Origin of the sequence: Lentzea sp. DG1S-22, from assembly GCF_036321065.1 — a bacterium.
GTDB lineage: Bacteria > Actinomycetota > Actinomycetes > Mycobacteriales > Pseudonocardiaceae > Lentzea > Lentzea jiangxiensis.
On the sequence record NZ_CP143276.1, the window covers coordinates 1,640,467 to 1,657,264 of the forward strand.

At 71.8% G+C, this 16,798-nt stretch carries 17 protein-coding genes and 1 pseudogene; 8 read left to right on the forward strand and 10 right to left on the reverse strand.

What is annotated here, in order from left to right:
• Window positions 1–74 precede the first annotated feature (74 nt).
• From V1227_RS07080 to V1227_RS07090, 3 genes are all read right to left on the reverse strand, one after another.
• Window positions 75–482, reverse strand: a complete 408-nt coding sequence (locus V1227_RS07080) for an SRPBCC family protein (protein ID WP_090102910.1) — start codon at window positions 480–482, stop codon at window positions 75–77.
• Complete coding sequence (locus V1227_RS07085; protein WP_329791679.1) at window positions 457–1,548, reverse strand: VanZ family protein; 1,092 nt, start codon at window positions 1,546–1,548, stop codon at window positions 457–459. The genes V1227_RS07080 and V1227_RS07085 overlap by 26 nt, the downstream gene beginning before the upstream one ends.
• A gap of 179 nt (window positions 1,549–1,727) precedes the next feature.
• Window positions 1,728–2,306: a CGNR zinc finger domain-containing protein gene (locus V1227_RS07090; RefSeq protein WP_329791680.1), complete on the reverse strand. Its 579-nt coding sequence runs from the start codon at window positions 2,304–2,306 to the stop codon at window positions 1,728–1,730.
• A gap of 133 nt (window positions 2,307–2,439) precedes the next feature.
• Between V1227_RS07090 and V1227_RS07095 the strand changes: the two genes are divergently transcribed.
• Window positions 2,440–3,291, forward strand: a complete 852-nt coding sequence (locus V1227_RS07095; RefSeq protein ID WP_329791681.1) for an alpha/beta fold hydrolase — start codon at window positions 2,440–2,442, stop codon at window positions 3,289–3,291.
• Window positions 3,292–3,357: 66 nt separating this feature from the next.
• On the opposite strand, the gene V1227_RS07100 is transcribed toward V1227_RS07095, so the two are convergent.
• Complete coding sequence (locus V1227_RS07100) at window positions 3,358–3,843, reverse strand: glutathione peroxidase (RefSeq protein ID WP_329791682.1); 486 nt, start codon at window positions 3,841–3,843, stop codon at window positions 3,358–3,360.
• A gap of 374 nt (window positions 3,844–4,217) precedes the next feature.
• Here V1227_RS07100 and V1227_RS07105 point away from each other — a divergent pair, with 374 nt between their 5' ends.
• From V1227_RS07105 to V1227_RS07115, 3 genes are read left to right on the forward strand one after another with little or no spacing between them, the layout of a single operon-like run.
• The gene (locus V1227_RS07105) at window positions 4,218–5,423 is read left to right on the forward strand and encodes a hypothetical protein (RefSeq protein ID WP_329791683.1); all 1,206 of its coding nucleotides are present in this window, start codon (window positions 4,218–4,220) and stop codon (window positions 5,421–5,423) included.
• Between the two features lie 11 nt (window positions 5,424–5,434).
• A complete protein-coding gene (locus tag V1227_RS07110; RefSeq protein WP_329791684.1) occupies window positions 5,435–7,519 on the forward strand; it encodes a tetratricopeptide repeat protein in 2,085 nt (694 codons plus the stop codon).
• An 8-nt stretch (window positions 7,520–7,527) separates the two neighbouring features.
• Window positions 7,528–8,046 (forward strand): flavin reductase family protein, encoded by a 519-nt coding sequence (locus V1227_RS07115; protein WP_329791685.1) that lies wholly within the window; start codon window positions 7,528–7,530, stop codon window positions 8,044–8,046.
• On the opposite strand, the gene V1227_RS07120 is transcribed toward V1227_RS07115, so the two are convergent.
• The 3 genes from V1227_RS07120 to V1227_RS07130 all read right to left on the reverse strand — a co-directional run bounded on the left by V1227_RS07120 (window position 8,017) and on the right by V1227_RS07130 (window position 10,229).
• A complete protein-coding gene (locus V1227_RS07120; protein ID WP_329791686.1) occupies window positions 8,017–8,865 on the reverse strand; it encodes an AfsR/SARP family transcriptional regulator in 849 nt (282 codons plus the stop codon). The genes V1227_RS07115 and V1227_RS07120 overlap by 30 nt on opposite strands.
• Window positions 8,866–9,027: 162 nt before the next feature.
• Window positions 9,028–9,384, reverse strand: a complete 357-nt coding sequence (locus tag V1227_RS07125; RefSeq protein WP_329791687.1) for a 5-carboxymethyl-2-hydroxymuconate Delta-isomerase — start codon at window positions 9,382–9,384, stop codon at window positions 9,028–9,030.
• Between the two features lie 80 nt (window positions 9,385–9,464).
• A complete protein-coding gene (locus V1227_RS07130; RefSeq protein WP_329791688.1) occupies window positions 9,465–10,229 on the reverse strand; it encodes an SDR family oxidoreductase in 765 nt (254 codons plus the stop codon).
• Between the two features lie 100 nt (window positions 10,230–10,329).
• Between V1227_RS07130 and V1227_RS07135 the strand changes: the two are divergent.
• Window positions 10,330–11,174 (forward strand): annotated as a pseudogene (locus tag V1227_RS07135) (helix-turn-helix transcriptional regulator).
• On the opposite strand, the gene V1227_RS07140 reads toward V1227_RS07135, so the two are convergent.
• Window positions 11,161–11,637 (reverse strand): GNAT family N-acetyltransferase, encoded by a 477-nt coding sequence (locus V1227_RS07140; protein ID WP_329791689.1) that lies wholly within the window; start codon window positions 11,635–11,637, stop codon window positions 11,161–11,163. The pseudogene V1227_RS07135 and the gene V1227_RS07140 overlap by 14 nt on opposite strands.
• Before the next feature lie 142 nt (window positions 11,638–11,779).
• On the opposite strand from V1227_RS07140, the gene V1227_RS07145 reads away from it, so the two are divergent.
• The 3 genes from V1227_RS07145 to lnt all read left to right on the forward strand — a co-directional run bounded on the left by V1227_RS07145 (window position 11,780) and on the right by lnt (window position 15,180).
• Entirely contained in the window at window positions 11,780–12,202 is a 423-nt protein-coding gene (locus tag V1227_RS07145; protein WP_329791690.1) for a CAP domain-containing protein, read from the forward strand.
• Window positions 12,203–12,302: 100 nt separating this feature from the next.
• A complete protein-coding gene (gene mptB, locus V1227_RS07150; protein WP_329791691.1) occupies window positions 12,303–13,730 on the forward strand; it encodes a polyprenol phosphomannose-dependent alpha 1,6 mannosyltransferase MptB in 1,428 nt (475 codons plus the stop codon).
• Window positions 13,717–15,180: an apolipoprotein N-acyltransferase gene (lnt, locus tag V1227_RS07155; RefSeq protein ID WP_329791692.1), complete on the forward strand. Its 1,464-nt coding sequence runs from the start codon at window positions 13,717–13,719 to the stop codon at window positions 15,178–15,180. The genes mptB and lnt overlap by 14 nt, the downstream gene beginning before the upstream one ends.
• Here lnt and V1227_RS07160 read toward each other — a convergent pair.
• Both V1227_RS07160 and V1227_RS07165 read right to left on the reverse strand, forming a co-directional pair.
• A complete protein-coding gene (locus tag V1227_RS07160; RefSeq protein ID WP_329791693.1) occupies window positions 15,157–16,092 on the reverse strand; it encodes an ArsR/SmtB family transcription factor in 936 nt (311 codons plus the stop codon). The two genes, lnt and V1227_RS07160, sit on opposite strands and share 24 nt — an antisense overlap.
• Before the next feature lie 169 nt (window positions 16,093–16,261).
• The gene (locus tag V1227_RS07165) at window positions 16,262–16,720 is read right to left on the reverse strand and encodes a peptidase inhibitor family I36 protein (RefSeq protein ID WP_329791694.1); all 459 of its coding nucleotides are present in this window, start codon (window positions 16,718–16,720) and stop codon (window positions 16,262–16,264) included.
• Window positions 16,721–16,798: the final 78 nt, after the last annotated feature.

Consider the following 16,798-nt stretch of genomic DNA (forward strand, 5'->3'; position numbering starts at 1 on the left):
GGCTACACCCCTCGCGGGCGCGGGCGGCGGCGCTGCTCGCGGAGCTCCTGTGAGCAGCCCGCCCGTGCGGGCCGTCAGTCCGTCGCGCGGTCGTCGGCCGCCGCGGTCTGCGTCAGCACGGCCACCGTCTGCTCCAGGCCCCGCTGCACCTCGTCGCCCTGCGCCTCCCGCACGCTGTGCAGGCTGACCGTGATCCGCGACCGGCCCGGCGCGACCTCCTCCACCTGCAGCTCACCGTGGTAGTCGTCCGGGCCCTCGGCGCCCCACTCGAGGGTCCGGCGCTGCGGGTCCGGGCGCAGCCACGCCTCGCCCTCCACGTGGTGGCCGTGCACGTCGGCCTCCACGTGGACCTGCTCGCCGCCCTCGGGCTCGGCTGCGGTCATCTGCGGGAAGTAGCGGGGCAGGTTCCGCGGCTCGGCCAGGAACCCGAACAGCGTGTCGGCCGGGATGTCGGCCTCAGCGGTGTGCGTGTACGTCGTCATGGGGCTCGGGGTACCCGGCCGTCACGCCGGTGAACACGTCCCGCGTGCGCGCCACGTGCTCGTGCCAGCCCCGCTGGTCGCGCCGGAACACCGGCACGACGAACGCACCGCCGACGAACAACGCCGCCACGACGAGGTCCCACCAGCCGATGTCGATCAACGGCGACACGACGGCGGCGTACGCGACGAACCCGGTGACGCCGAGCAGTTCGCGCAGGACGAGTTGCAACGGGTTGGCGCGCGTGCCGTCCTCGGAGCGGATCCGGTAGTTCAGCAGCACCCCGCCGATCGTCCTCCCGCCCGCCGCGGCCGGCAGCACGACGCGGAACGCCACGAGCACGGCCACCGCCCAGCGCGGGTCCGAGTGCAGCAGCAGCTTCGCGATCGCGATCACCAGGACGAGCTCGGCGACGAGGCCGAGGATCCGGCGCGGCAGGGTCACGGTGTCGTCCGGCGCTGCCGACTCGTCCGAGGAGGGCACCCTGGGCACCACGAGCGCGGCGGGCGCCACCATCCAGCCCAGCAGGCCGCCGAAGGTGTTGGAGATCAGGTCGTCGACGTCGGCGATGCGGTAGGGGCACGGGTAGAAGCCCAGGTTGCCGGTGTACTGCACCACCTCGACGGCGAGCGAGACGCCGAGGCTGATGGCGATGACGGCCAGCGGTCCCTTGCCGTACGCCTTGCGCAGCACCACACCCAGCGGCACGAAGAGCGCGACGTTGAACAGCTGCTGCAGGAACGCCTGCGACTTCACCATCGCGAGGATGCCGGACTGCCCGTTGGCCGCCATGTTGTTGCTCATGTCGGTGACCCACTGGAACGGCACCGTCGACAGCATCTGGTCGCCGGTGCACAGCTTCGACACGTCCGACGGGAACGGCAGGAAGATCAGCGCCAGTGCCACGAGTCCGTAGAGCAGCAGCCCGTAGAGCACGAAGGCCCGGCGCGGCTCGACGCGCCGGAAGCGGAAGTAGTGCAGCAGGACCAGGGGGAGGAGCACCATCAACCCGATGCCCACGAACGCCAGGAAACCGGTCCGGGCGGTTTCCCAGTACGACGCCATCATGAGGGATCCTTTGCCCGCTGACGTCCGTCGCCAAACCACGAGGCGTGAAGATGGGGCGGACGCCGCAGCGCGTACCGCCGGTCGCTGTGCGCCTCCTGCGGGAGGACTTGGTTTCCCGGTGCGGATTCCTGCTCGCCGAACGGCGACCGGTCGTCCGCAAGGGACAGTCCTCCTGGGCGTCAGGCCTTCGTGCGCGAGTAGTGCCGCGCGACGCGGGCCCGGTTGCCGCAGACGTTCGCGGCGCACCACACCCGGCGCCTGTTCTCGGCGAGGAACAGCATCGAGCAGGCCGGGTCGCCGCAGCGGCGCAGGGTGCCGAGGCGCCGCGGGTCGGCCAGCAGCCTGATCGCCTCGCCCGCGATCGCCGCGAGCGCGGGGTGACCGTGGTAGTCGTCGTGCCAGCGGACCGCGGCCCGCGCGCCGGCGCCCCAGCCGTCGAGTCGCGGGCTCGTGGGGACAGCGGCCGCGGTGGCGTTGAGGTCGTCGACCGCGGCGGGGGCCGGTACGCGCTGAGCCAGGTGGGCGTCGAACAGCTCCCGCAGCACGGAGCGCAGGCGGCGGGTCGCGCTCGACGCCGGCGGGGGAGCGTCGGGCAGCCGGTCGGCCTGCAGCGCCCACCACGCGAGGTGCCGCGCCTCGTCGGCGATGAGGTCCTTGCCGGCCTCCAGCGCCTCCGTGTCCACGAGGTCGAGCGCGACGAGCGGCTCGGCTCCCATCGGGAAGCCCGCCGCCTGGAACTCGGCCAGCCCCGCAGCCACATCGCCTCCAAGCTGATCTAACGGTTAGGGCAAACAATCATACGTTAGCAGTTTCGATCCCGCAACGCTTGCGAGTGGTGTCCTAACGCGTATACGGTCGTTCTAACCATTAGATCGAGCTGGGGGGCCCGAGATGCCCGCGATCCGCCACCACCACGTCGAGGTCGACGGCCTGAAGGTGTTCGTCCGCGAGGCGGGCGACCCGGGGAAGCCGACCCTGGTGCTGCTGCCCGGCTACCCGTCGAGCACCCGCGCCTACGTGCGGCTGATCGACCGCCTCGCCGCCGAGTGGCACACCGTCGCGATCGACTACCCCGGCTTCGGCTCGTCCGACCCGCTGCCCGGCACGCCGACGTTCGACCGGCTCGCCGAGGTGACCGGCGAGGTGATCGACCTGCTCGGCATCGGCGACTACGCGGTCTACGTGTTCGACTTCGGCTCCCCGGTGGGCTTCCGCATCGCGCTGCGGCACGACCGGCGGGTCAAGGCCGTCATCACCCAGAACGGCAACGCGTACGAGGAGGGCTTCGGCCCGGCCGCCGAGGCGCTGAACGGCTGGTGGGCCGACAGGGAGAGGTACGAGGAGACCGTCGACGGGTTCCTCGGCCTCGACGGCACCCGGCAGCAGTGGCTCGCGGGGGTGCGGGACCCGGAGCACGTCGACCCCGAGCTGGTGCTCGCCGACCAGGCCGTGCTCGACCTGCCCGGCCGCCGCGAGTACATGAAGGCGCTGCTGTGGGACTACCGGACCAATCCCGTCCGGTACCCGTCGTGGCAGGAGTGGCTGCGCACCCGGCAGCCGCTCGTCCTCGCCGTCTGGGGACGCCACGACCCGTTCTTCGTCCCCGCCGGCGCCGAGGCCTACCGGCGTGACGTGCCGTCCGCGGAGGTCGTGCTGCTCGACACGGGGCACTTCGCGCTGGAGGAGGAGGTCGACGAGATCGCACGGCTGGTGCACACCGCGCTGGAGAAGACGTTCGCGTGACCCGTCGCGCCTCGGACGGAGCACCGCCCGACTGTCCACAGTGAACGGTGCTCCGGCGTGTACCCGTCAGCGCAAGGCCGCTTCGACCGCCTCGACGACCGCGGCGTCCTCGGGCTGGACGCTCGGGCGGAACCGGCCGATGACCTGCCCGTCGCGCGAGACGAGGAACTTCTCGAAGTTCCACTGCACGTCACCCGCCACGCCTTCGGCGTCGGGGTGCTCCACGAGTTCCGCGTAGACGGGGTGGCGATCGGGGCCGTTGACCTCGACCTTCTCGAACAGGGGGAACGTCACCCCGTACGTGGCCGAGCAGAACGTGGCGATCTCCTCGGCCGTGCCCGGCTCCTGACCCGCGAACTGGTTGCACGGGAAGCCGACCACGGAGAAGCCCTCCGCACCGTACTTCTCCTGCAAGCGCTCCAGACCCGCGTACTGCGGCGTGAGACCGCAGCGGGAGGCGACGTTGACGACGAGCAGCACCTTGCCCCGCAACGAGCCGAGCCCGCCGGGCTCGCCGGCGAGGGTGCTGACCGGGATGTCCAGGATCTCCATGGGACCAACGTAGTTCATCCCTCCTCGCACGGTCCCCGGGCGAGGCTCGCGGCGGCGCCCCGAAGGCATTCGCCGGGGTGATGGCGCCCATTCCATTTTCCGTTCAAAATGCGCCGCCGCGATTTTGGAACTCCGTTGGAGATTTTTTGGAGTGCGCGGGCAGACTCTCCGATGTCGGTATCGGACACAGGGAGGTGATTCACGTGGAGAAGACCCGCGCGAAAATGAAGAAGATCACGGTCCGCAAGGTGGGCCCGGTTCGCCTGACGGCGGCCGCCTGCTCGCAGTACAACGTCAAGCCGGCCTAAGGCGCGACGCGGGTGCGCCGGGCCCGGTCGGCCGGCGCACCCGATCTCACACCGGGGGAGGAACGTGTGACCGAGTTCGATCCTGACCGGCCGGTGCCGTTGCACCCGCTGGTGTTCCTGGAGGACGGCGACGAGGTGACCATCGGCCGCGCCGACGTCGACTCGTACGGCATCTTCCCCGGTGAGGGCGCCGAGCTGGTGCGCAGGCTGGTCGCGGGTGACACTCCCCGCGAGGCGGCGGAATGGTTCGAACGGACCTACGGCGAAAGCGTCGACATCGAGGACGTCGTCGGCGCTCTCGACGAGCTCGACCTCGTTCGCAAATCCGGGGAAGTCGTCACCGAAGCGGCACCAGTGCGCTTTTCCGCACTCGGCGCGGCTCTGTTCTCGCCGATCGCGTGGTTGTTTTATGCGGCATTGGCCGGATGGGCGTTGTACGCGATGGTCGTCAACGCGGACCTGCGGCCGACTTATCACAACATCTTCTTCTCCGACTACTACATGGTGATCCAGGTCGGTTTGTTCGTCGCCGCGGTTCCGCTGCTCCTGTTGCACGAGTCGTTCCACGCGCTCGCCGGGCGGAGGCTCGGCGTCCGGTCGAGGTTGCGCGTCGGCCGGCGGCTCTACTTCATCGTGCTGGAGACGTCCCTCGACGGGCTCGTGGCCGTGCCGCGGCGGCGGCGGTACCTGCCGATCGTCGCCGGGCTGCTCGCCGACGTGCTGGGGATCGCGGCGTGCACCGTCGCGGCCGACCTGACGCGGCACGCCGACGGGTCGCTGTCCGGACCGGGGCGGTTCCTGCTCGCGGTCGCGTTCGCCGCACTGCTCCGGGTGGTCTGGCAGTTCTTCTTCTACCTGCGCACGGACATCTACGTGCTGGTCAGCACGGTTCTCGGCTGCGTCGACCTGCACGGGGCGGCGCAGCGGATCTTCCGCAACCGGGTCCGGCGGCTGTTCGGGCGTCCGGAGGAGGACGAGTCGGTGCTGCACCCGGTCGACCGCAGGGTGGCCCGCTGGTACTCGTGGCTCGTCGTCGTCGGCTACACCGCCAGCCTCACGACGTTCGCGCTCGCCGGCGCCCCCGTGCTGTACCGGTTCGTGACCGGCGTGGTCGGCCGGCTCACCGGGGACGCGGTGTCCACCACCCAGCTGCTCGACTCGCTCGTCTTCGGCGGCGTGGCGATCGCGCAGTGCGCGGTGCTCGGCTGGCTCGTGGTCCGCGAGCGGGTGAAGGCGCGCCGCGACCGTCGTCCACACCACGTCATCCACTGAAAGGACGCACCATGGACAGCCGCTTCTGGATCCGCGCTGACCGGCGCGGCGACCGGGTCCACGCGCTCGCCGCCCTGGACGTGCCGCCGATCTGGGCGGTCGTCGACGCCCACCGCCGGTTGCGAGGGCCGTACACCGCGGCGGGGTCGTTGCTGCGCCGGATCGCCGACGACCTGTTGCGGCGGTGCCCGGAACTGGCGGAGCGGCACAACATCGAGCTGCTCACCAGCACCCCCGAGCTGGCCGGGCGGGTGCCGAGCGCGTGGCACACCCTCGAATGGGCGGTGCAGGACAGCGAACGCACCCGTTACTACTCGCGGCTGCACACCCGCAACATCGCGAACGGCCTGGCCGAACTGCTGCGCGACTACCTGGCCGCCCTCGGCGGCGGGCCGCGCACGCTGGTGGTCGAGAACGCCCACGAGGCCGACCCGTCGGACCGGGAGTTCATCGCGGTCCTGCTGCGGCGCCGGGACCTCCCGGGCCTCACCGTGGTCGTGGGCACGAGCAGCGCGCCGCCGGCCGACCCGCGTGGCGAGATCGACGTGTCCCTGGCGGAGACCATCGCCGCGCACGCGACGGTGGTCGAAGCGGAACCGGCCGGGGAGCCCCCGCTGCCGGCCGATCCCGCCCGGTCCTATGTGGACGGTGACGGCACGGACGACGACCCGCGCCTGCTCGCCGCCTACCTCGCCCTGCCGGCGGAGGCCCGCGCCGCCCTGCACGACGCCCGCGCCGAGGAGCTCTCGCGGTCGGACGAGTTCTCGTTGCGGCTCGGGGCGATCCCGTACCACCTGGAGCACGGCAGCGACCCCGCCGGAGCCGGCGCGCGGGCGTTGCGCCTCGCGCTCGACCACTGCCACAAGGTCGGCCTCTACCAGGCCGCGGCGGACGTCGGCCTGCGCGGGCGCCGGGTGGCGGACCGGGAGGCCGACGCCGACCTGTGGTGGCACCTGACCTTCCAGACCGGCATCGTGCTGGCGGCCGTCGGACGCGCGCACGAGGCCGAGGAGCTCTACGTCGAGGGCCGCGCCGCGTCGAAGGACCCGGCGGTGCACCTGGAACTGGCGTACTCGACGGCGATGCTGCACGCCCGCCACTACCCGGAACCCGAACGGGACTACGTCCGGGCACGGGCGTGGATGAACCTGGCGATCGCCCTCGCCTCGCAGCTCACCGACCCGAAGAAGGAAGCGTTCCAGTCCGTCTTCACCCGCAACGGCCTGGCGCTGGTGGAGGTGCGAGAGCAGAAGCCCGAGGAGGCGCTCGCCCTCGTCGAGGACGGCATGGCACGGCTGGACCGGGAGCTCGAACCGCACGAACACGTGCTGCACCGCTTGGTGCTGCGCTACAACCGTGCCCAGGTCTACGGCGCGATGGGCCGCTTGGAGGACGCGCTCGCCGACTACTCCTACGTCCTGGAACGGGACCCGAACTTCCCCGAGCACCACTTCAACGTCGGCAACGTCCTGCGCAGGCTCGGCCGCGACGAGGAGGCCATCGCCGCCTACCGCGAGGCGCTGCGCCTGTCGCCGCCGTTCCCCGAGGCGTACTACAACCTCGCCGACGCCCGCCTCGCCCTCGGCGACGTCGAAGGCGCCATGGCCGACTTCGCCTACGTCATCGAGCTGGACCCGAAACACGTCGACGCGAGGATCAACCGCGCCGGGCACCTGCTGGCCACCGGCGACCTCGACGCGGCGGAGCGGGACATCGCCGCCGCCCTCGAACTCGCGCCGGGCAACGCGCACCTGTTGTGCCTCAAGGGCCAGCTGCTCGTCGAACGGGAGCAGTACGCCGCGGCGTCCGAAGCACTCGAAGAAGCCCTGCGGCGCAACGAGAAGCTGGCCGAGGCGTGGGCGATCCGCGGCACGGTCGCCGTGGCGTCCGGCGAGCTGACCGACGCGATCGACTACCTCAGCCGCGCGATCACGCTCGACGACACCCCGGACGCCCGCTACAACCGCGCGGTCGCGTACGAGGAGTCCGGCGACATGGACGCGGCGATCCTCGACTACGACGCCGTCCTCGCCGTCACCGACGACGAGGACGCCCGGCAGCGCAGGGAGCTCTGCGCCGCGGCGACGGCTCGGTAGGCACCGCCGTGACAGCAACGGGGGACGTGGCCGCCGGAGTTCCGGTGGCCGCGTTCACCGACGCCATGAGCCGGCTGGTGTCGGGTCTCGCGGTGATCACCACCCGCCGGGCGGCGGGGGAGCCGTGCGGGCTGCTCGTGTCGTCGATCTGCTCGTACAGCGTGGATCCGCCGTCGGTGCTGGTCGTCGTCGACCACGCCTCGCGGTGCCGCGAGGCGCTCGCCCGGTGTGGCGAGTTCGGCGTGCACGTGCTCGGCAGCGCGCAGGAAGGCACCGCCCGGACGTTCGCGAGCCGCGGCGCCGACAAGTTCGCGGGTCTCGCCTGGGAGTGGGACGCGGCGGTGCCCCGCCTTCGTGCGGCGCCGATCTACCTGCGCTGCACCGCGACCGCCGTGTTCGACCACGGCGACCACACCGTGCTGATCGGCGAGGTCACGCGCGCCGACGTGGCCGAAGCCGAGCCGCTCGTGTTCTACCGGCGGCTGCTCGACTGGCGGCTACGGGGAGGCGGTGGGCTCCATCCGTGACGCGGACCGCGCGCGTTCGTGCCTGTGCCCCGTCACGAACGGGTCGTCGCCGTTGAGGACGGCCTGGTGCAGGGCCCGCAGCCGGGGCCCCGGCTCGATCCCCGCGTGGCTCGACAGCACCCGGTACGCCCTCGCGTAGGCCGCCAACGCGTCCGCGCGCCGTTCCGCCTGGCACAGCGCGAGCATCAGCTGCTCGTGGAACCTCTCCCACAACGGGTAGGTCCCGCACAGCTCCTCCAGGTCGCACACCGCCAGGTGCCCGTCACCGCGGCAGAGCACGACGTCGAAGCGGTCGCGCAGCAGTTCGAGGTACTCCTTCTCCAGCCGCGAGATGTCGTGGTCGAACAAGCCGGTCTCGCGCAGGTCCGCGAGCGGCGAGCCGCGCCACAACGCGAGCGCGGACGTGAAGATCGCCCTGGCCCCGGCGCAGTCCCCGGCCGCGACCGCCGCCTGCCCGTGCCTCGCGAGCTGCCGGAACCGGGTCAGGTCGAGCTGGTGCGGTTCCAGGTGCAGCACGTACCCGGACGGACGGGTGCTGAGCACGGGGTGCGAGGCCCGTACGCCGGAGAACCCCGGCGTGAGCACGCGCCGCACCGCCGTCACGTACCCGTGCAGCGCGGCGACGGCCGACCGGGGCGCCCCCCGCGCCCACAGCTGGTCCACGATGCGGCTGGTCGGCACGAACTCGTTGGCGTGCAACGCGAGCAGAGCGAGCAAGGCCCGTTGCTTCTGCGCCGTCGGTGTGCATCTTCGTGCGCCGCGGGTGACCTCGAACGTCCCGAGGACCCGGAAGTGCAGCGGTTCGTCCCCCGTTGCCAAGCGATCGCCACCTCTTGTCCGGAACCCGTTGCGACCCACCGACTTCGCACACCTGACCGACCCCGACAGTGTCGGACAGCGAGGGACTTCGAGATAGTGTTCGGGCCGAAACTGCCGGTGCGACCAGCCGCCGTCAGACCTGGTTCCCGCTCCGCGAGGCCGTCACAGCACCAGCTTGTGGTACTGCTCCCGGTCCAGGTCGTACACCTCGAGCGACACCTGCGCGGGTACTCCTTCGACGGGCTTGAGGTGGTCGCGCAGGAGATCCACGCTCGTCCGCCCGACCTGCTGCTTGAGCTCGACGGGCCGGCCCGTGAGCAAGCCGACCCGCACGTGCACCATCGCGGCCGGCGACCCGTCCCCGACCACGACCTCCTCGACCTGCCGGAACCGCGTCTTGAACCCGGCGATGTCGGCGCTGACCACCGGCGACAGCGTGCTGTGCAGGGCGAGGGCGAACCCGCGGCGGTCGAACGCCCCGCTCAGCTCGGGGGAGTACTCGACGGTGATGTGTGGCATGGCATCACGCTACCGGCGGAGGTCGCGATCGCGTGGGCGGTGCCGCGCGAAAGATCATCATTCGGGATGCGGGCCAGGTGTCACTTGCCGTGCGGGTCCTCGGTGTTGATCGCGGCGACCACCTGGTCGTAGTCGCCGCGCGCTTCGCCGTAGCGCAGGAACTTCACGCGCTCGACCTGGATCTCCCTGGAGTCGGGCTGGGTCTCGATGAGGCTCATCACCTCGGCGACGTACTCGTCGAGCGGCATCGCGTGCTCGTTCTCCGCGTGACCGGGCAGGAGGTCGGTCCGCACCGCCGGCGGCTCCAGTTCCACGACCCGCACCGACGTGTCCGCGAGCTGCAGGCGCAGGGTCTCGCTGAGCATGTGGATCGCCGCCTTGGAGGCGTTGTAGCTCGGCGTGATCTTCAGCGGCGCGAAGGCGAGGCCCGAGGAGACGGTCATGATCGTGGCGCTCGGGAGGGTTTGGAAGTGCTCGACGAACGCGGCGATCAGGCGGATCGGGCCGAGGACGTTGGTGGTGATCGTGTTCTCGGCGGAAGCCAGGAACGACCCGGGGCGGTGCCAGTCCTCGACGCGCATGACGCCGGCCATGGTGATCAGCACGTTCAGGTCGGGGAACCGGCCGAGGACGTCCTCGGCCGCGGCTTCGACGCTGCCGGCGTCGGCGGTGTCGATGCGCACGGTGTGGACACCGGGGTGCTCGGCGGCGATCCGGTCGAGCAGTTCGGTGCGCCGGCCACCGACGACGACGGTGTTGCCGCGCTCCCGCAGGGCGAGGGCGAGCGCCAGGCCGATGCCGCTGGTGGCGCCGGGGATGAAGACGGTGTTTCCGGTGATGTCCATGCACCGAGCTTCGGACCTTCCGCGGACGTGCGGCAGAGAGCGCTTATCGGGGGATCGGCGATCCCTGGCACGCCGCGCCGGGCCCCGGATACTGGAAAGCATGGATCGGGTGGAGCTCGCGGCCTTCCTGCGCCGCCGCCGGGAGGAGCTGCGGCCGCAGGACGTCGGACTGCCCGTCGGCGCGCGCAGGCGGGCGACGGGGTTGCGGCGCGAGGAGGTCGCGGCGCTGGCGGCCATGTCGACGGACTACTACACGCGCCTGGAGCAGCAACGCGGCCCGCAGCCGAGCGAGCACATGCTGACCGCTCTCGCCCGCGCGCTGCGGCTGACCGGTGACGAACGCGACTACCTGTTCCGCGTCGCCGGCCGCAACGCCCCGTCGCCCCAGGTCACCACCACGCACGTCGCGCCGGCCTTGCAGCGCGTGCTGGACAGGATCACCGACACCCGGCGCTGATCCTGTCGAACCTCGGCGAGGTCCTGGTGCAGAACAGGTTCGCCGAGGCGCTCTACGGCGACTCCTCGCACTTCACCGGCCTCGCCCGCAGCGGGATCTACCGCTGGTTCACCGACCCGCGCGAGCGCCTGGTCTACCCGGAGGACGACCGCGAGCGGCAGAGCCGCGCCCAGGTGGCGAACCTGCGCGCCGCGTACGCCTCGATGGGCGCGCGTTCACGGGCGGGCGAGCTGGTCCGCGTGCTGCAGAAGGAAAGCGCCGAGTTCGCGCGGCTGTGGGAACGGCACGAGGTCGCCAAGCGCTACGAGGACCACAAGGTGCTGATCCACCCGCAGCTCGGCGCGATCGAGGTCGACTGCCAGGCGCTGTTCACCGAGGACCAGTCGCAGGCGCTGCTCGTGCTGACCGCGCCGCCGCGCACCGAGGCGTTCGACAAGCTGCAACTGCTCGGCGTCCTGGGCACCGAGGAGTTCGTCAGCCGAGCTTGAGGATCGTCTCCTCGATCTCGGCCTTGCGCGCGTTGGCGTACCCCACGTCCGTGCCGACCACCTCGAAGCCCGCCCGCACCAGCACCCGCCGCGACCCGGCGTTGTCACTCGCGACCCGCGCGTGCACCGGCCTCGTGGTGACCTCTCGCAGCAGCAGCTCCACCGCCCGCCCGGCGACGCCCTGCCCCCAGACGGCGCGGTCGACCCAGTAGGTGATCTCGGTGTCGCCCTCGACGACGAAGCTCGCGATGCTGCCGACTACCCGCCCGTCGCCGACGATCACCCGGTTCGTGGTCTCCGGGTTCGCGAGGTTGCGCCGCAGGTGCGCCTCGAACGCCTCCCGGTCGTCGGGGTCCTGCGCGGTGAACGCGGCCATGGCGACCGACTCGGGGTCGCGCATGAACTCGAACAACGCGTCGAAATCGGCGTCCTCGACAGGCCGCAGCGTCACTTCACGGATCACCTGACGAGCCTAGTCGTTCGTGCTGGGCCGTCTGGGGTCTTTTGCACCAGTGGACCGCCGCAGGGCGTCCGGGTGAACGCCATTTCGCCCGGAGTCCTCGCGTCGGCCGACCGGACCTCGTCGTTGTGCAGCTCGCTTCAACGTGGCCGGTCTGGCGTTGCACGCCGCCCCCGACGTCGACGACGGAGGAGGGCCTGCCGCCGCTGACCGCGCCCCGGCGCTGGTCGTGACCGCCGATCGCCACACCACAGCGATGATGAGCAACGGCTGCGGCCTGTCGCACCGGTGCCCCGGCGAGAGCGGGCTGGGGGAGCGCGGCACCGCGGCGGGCGTGCGGTGGAGCTCCGTCGCCGAGAACGTCGGCATGGGCGGTCCCGTCGAGGACACCGTCGACCCGATCTCCAGGACGGCGCTCGGCCTCACGCGGAGCATGATCGGCGAGAAGCCGCCGGAAGACGGCCACCGCGGGAACATCCTCAGCAGGTCGTCCACCCGCGTCGGCATCGTCGTGATCCGCGACGCCACGGGAACCGTGTGGATTACGCACGACTTCGCCGGGAGTTGAGCCGCGAAACCCGTTTTCGAAAGATCATCCTGAAGTCGTACGTGGGAACGCGACCACAGTCGGACGCGTGACGACCGGTCCGGACAGCACTGTCTCTTCCGTGCAGACCGTCACCTACCGCTGGCCGACCACCGTCACCACCGCCACCCGGGACGACACCCCGGAACTGGTGCGCTGGACGGGGTTCGGCGGCGCGCTCCTGCTCACGGCCGGGGCGTGGGCGGTGAGCGCCGGGGCACCGCCGCTCGCGCTGGGCGCGGCGATCGCGGGTGCCGGGCTGGTCGTGCTGGCGTGGGTGCTGCTGAGGAACGCGCTGCCGGACCCGTTGTGGCTGCGCCGGACGCTGGCGTGGTGGTGCGGGCCGCTGCTGGTGGCCCCGCCGCTGTTCAGCCGCGACGTCTTCAGCTACCTCGCCCAGGGGGAGGTGGCCGCGCGCGGGCTCGACCCGAACGTGGTCAGCCCGGCGGCGGGGGCGAGCGCGGAGGCGGTCGCACGGGTCGGCTCCTACTGGCGGGAGACCCCGTCGCCGTACGGACCGCTGTTCGGCACGGTCGAACGCGCCATCGCCGAGGTCACGGGCGGCGACCCGGTCCTGGGCGTCGGGCTGTACCGGCTGGTGTCGGTGCTGGGCCTGCTGCTCGTGGTCTGGTCGGTGCCGAGGCTCGCGGAGATCGCCGGTGTCGACGAACGCGCGGCGCTGTGGCTGGGTGTGCTGAACCCGCTGGTGCTGTGGCACCTCATCGGCGGTGTCCACAACGACGCCCTGATGCTCGGCCTCATGCTGTCCGGCATCGTCGTGGCCCTCACCGCGCTGCCCGGCATGAGGTGGTGGCAGTTCACGGCCGGCGTCGTCCTCATCGGACTCGGCGCACAGGTCAAGCTGCCCGCGCTCGTCGCGCTCGCGGTGGTCGGCACCGCACTGGCCCGGCGGCTCGGCGGGGGCCTGGTGAGGTTCGTCCTCGCGGGACTGTCCATGGTGGTCGCCGCCGCCGCGGTCTCGGTGCTGACGTCGCTGGCGGGCGGCTCCGGTTTCGGCTGGGTGCGGGCGCTCGGCACACCGTCGAAGATCAACAGCTGGATGGCGCCGACCAACTGGCCCGGCTACCTGGCGGGTGCGGTGTTCGGGCCGCAGAGCGGTCAGGCGATGATTTCCTCGGCACGGATCGCGGGGCTCGTGCTGATCCTGTGCGGCGTGGCCGTGGTGGTGCACCGCCACCTGCGCGGCGGGATCTCCGAGGTGGCGGCGCTGGGGATGATGATGAGCCTGATCGTGGTGCTGGGGCCGGTGATCCAGCCGTGGTACCTGCTGTGGGCGGTGCTGCCGTTGGCCGCGTGCCTGCCGGACGGACCGTGGCGTGCCAGGGTCGCCGCGGTCGCCGGGGTGTTCGCGCTGCTGGTGCCGCCGCTCGCGGGCGACTTCTCGGGTCGCGTCGCCGAGCTGATCGTGGCCTACGCGCTGGGGATCGCCCTGGTGGCGGGCGCGTACCTCGTCCTGCGCCGGGCGAGGGTGTCCGTTGCGCAGAGCTGACCTCGTCCGCTACGGCGCGGCCGCGCTGTCCGGCGGCGTGCTGGCGCTGAGCTTCCCGCCGCGCACGCTCTGGTGGCTGGCCGTGCCCGCGTTCTTCGCGCTGTGGCTCGTCCTGAGGAGCGGCCGGCACTCGGGCCGTCTCGGGTTCGTCTTCGGCTTCGCGTTCTTCCTGCCGCACCTGTGGTGGATCCAGCACTTCCTCGGCGCCGACTTCGGCCCGTGGCCGTGGCTCGTGCTCAGCGCGTTGATGGCGCTGTTCATCGGCGGCGTCTGCGCGCTGTTCCCGCTGGTGGCGCGGCTGCCCGCGGCACCGGTGTGGGCGGCGCTGCTGTTCGTGCTGCAGGAGACCCTGCGCGGCCTGGTCCCGTTCAACGGCTTCCCGTGGGGCCGCGTCGCGTTCGGCCAGGTCGACGGGCCGTTCGGGCAGCTCGCCGCGGTCGGCGGGGCGCCGCTGGTGACGTTCGCGGTGGTCTTCACCGGCTTCGGCCTGGCCGCCTGGCTGCCCCGGTGGACCCGCGCGTGGGCGCTCGTGCCGATCGTCGCCGCGCTCGCCGTGGGCCCGCTGATCTCGGTCGACGCCCAGGCCGGGCAGCGCACCGTCGCGGTGGTGCAGGGCAACGCGCCCGACCTCGGCCTCGGCCTGCTCGGCGAGGGCGCCACCCTGCGCGAGAACCACCTGCGCAAGACCGCCGAACTGGCCGCGCTGGTCCGCGGCGGCGCGCTGCCGAAGCCGGACCTCGTGGTGTGGCCGGAGAGCGCGACCAGGACCCGCGACCGCGACCCGGTGCTCGACGGCGCCATCCGCGACCTCGGCGTGCCGACCCTCGTGAGCGCGTTGCGCGGTGCGCAGAACGCCGTCATCGCCTGGGATCCCGTGACGGGCGCGGGTCCGTCGTACGCGAAGCAGGAGCTCGTCCCGTTCGCCGAGCACATCCCACTGCGCCCGCTGGCCCGGCTCGTGACGCCGTTCGCCGACCAGGCGGACCTCGAGGCGGGTACCGAACCGGGCGCGCTGGACATCGCGGGCACGCGCGTGGGCGTCGGCATCTGCTACGAGGTCGCCTACGACTACGTCCTGCGCGAGAGCGCGGCCGCGGGTGCTCAGGTGCTGGTCGTTCCGACGAACAACGCGTGGTACGGCCGGGGCGAGATGACCTACCAGCAGCTCGGGATGGCCCGCCTGCGCGCCGTGGAGCACGGCAGGGCGGTCGTGGTCGCGGCGATCAGCGGCGTGAGCGCGGTGGTGCGGCCGGACGGCAGCGTGGTGCGGTCGACCGGGATGTTCACCGACGACCTGATGGTCGACAGCGTGCCGCTGCGCACTGATCTGACGTTCGCGACGAGGTTCGGCGGCGCCGTCCACGTCCTGCTCACGGGTGCGGCTGTCGCCGCGTGCGTGGCCGGGCTGTGGAGGCGCCGCCGCGCCTCAGTTCCTGCCGAGCAGGGCTGACCCCAGCGACGTCCGCCGGTGCAGCACCGACAACCCCTGCCGCTGGGTCGTCAGCAGCCCCGCCTCCCTCAGCACGGTCGTGTGCCGGCTGACCGAGGACGGGGACGCTCCCAGGCGTTCCGCGAGCTCGGTCGTCGTCGCACCGGCTCCCACGGCCGCCAGCACCGCCGACCGGGTGTTGCCGAGCAACGCCGCGAGCGCGCCCTGCTCGCGGCGCCCGCTCTGGAGCTGCCGCTGCCACGTCCAGTCGTGGTGCAGCGGGTACACCACGGTCGGCGGCAGCTCGGGATCGGCGAACGCCACGGGCGTGCGGCGGCAGAAGTACGACGGCACCAGCCGCAGCCCGCGCCCGTTGAGGTGCAGGTCGCGGTCGTGCGCGTACTGGACCTCCAGCACGGGTGCCCGCCAGTTCATCAACGGCCACATCCCCCGCAGCACCCCTTCGACGTCGCCCGCGACCCCGAGCCGGTGCACCCGGTCGGTCTCGACGGCCTCGTCGAGCAGGTCGCCGTACGGCTCGACCACCGCGCGGTGGTAGCGGGTGAGCGCCTCGGTGAGCTCCAGCAGCGACTCACCGTCCCCCGCCGCCAGCGGGCGCGTCCACCCGGGTGTGGGGCGCACCTCCTCGAGCCGGCGGAACTCTTCCCGCAGCCGGTGGCGGGGTGTGGACCGGATCACGGCGAGCGCGCTCCCCAGGCCCTGCGCGCCCTCGGGCGGCGTGATGAAGTCCGGGAAGTACGGCGCCTTCGGGGTGAGCACGGACAGCATCCGCACGCCGGACGTGATCACCTGCCGGTCGCCGTGCCGGCGGACGTGGCGGAGCCACGGCTGCAGCATCAGGCCGCAGTCCAGTTCGGTCAGCCTCAGCCAGCTGAACACCATTTCCCAGAGCGGGTCCACCCTTTCCGCCACCTGCGTACGCTCCAGATCGCCAGCGGAAAAATGGATGCGCAACACAGCAACCTCCCCAGGCCAGGTCACCGCGAATCACATTACCGGGCGTGTCACTCCGCCGAATTCCGCAACGAAAACCGGGCGCGGGAGGAGTGCCCCGCGCCCGGTCGGCGTGCTGCTCGCGGACTCAGCCGCAGGAACCGCTGGTCCACTGGTGCGAACGCACCTGGTAGGTGCCGGCGAGGCCGCCCTTCTGGCCCTGCCTCGTGCACCCGATCCGGTTGTTGTAGCCGGTGTTGCGGTAGAACACGACGCCCTTGGCCGAGGACGTCCCCCGGTTGTAGACGGACTTGACCTCGCGGTCCGCGGCCCACGAGCACTTGACGGAGCCCGACGTCCAGTCCGGGTCCGCCACGTCCCACATGCACCGCTTGCCCTTGCCGCCGAAGCCGTCCCAGAAGCAGACGTTGCCGGTGTTGCAGTCCCAGGCCGCGAGGGCTTGGCCCGTCTCGCTGTCGAACGCCTCGCCCGCCGCGGCGGCCTGCGCGACCGGGGCCTGCGCCTGCGCGCTCGGTGCCGCGAAGGCGACGGTGAAGAGCATGGCGAGCGGCATCAACGCCGGCAATACACGCCGAACGAACCTCAAAGGATTCCTCCCCAACTCACAAATGATTTCGACCGGCGCCACTCCAAGCAGGGAGGGGAACTGGGGAAAAGCTATTGC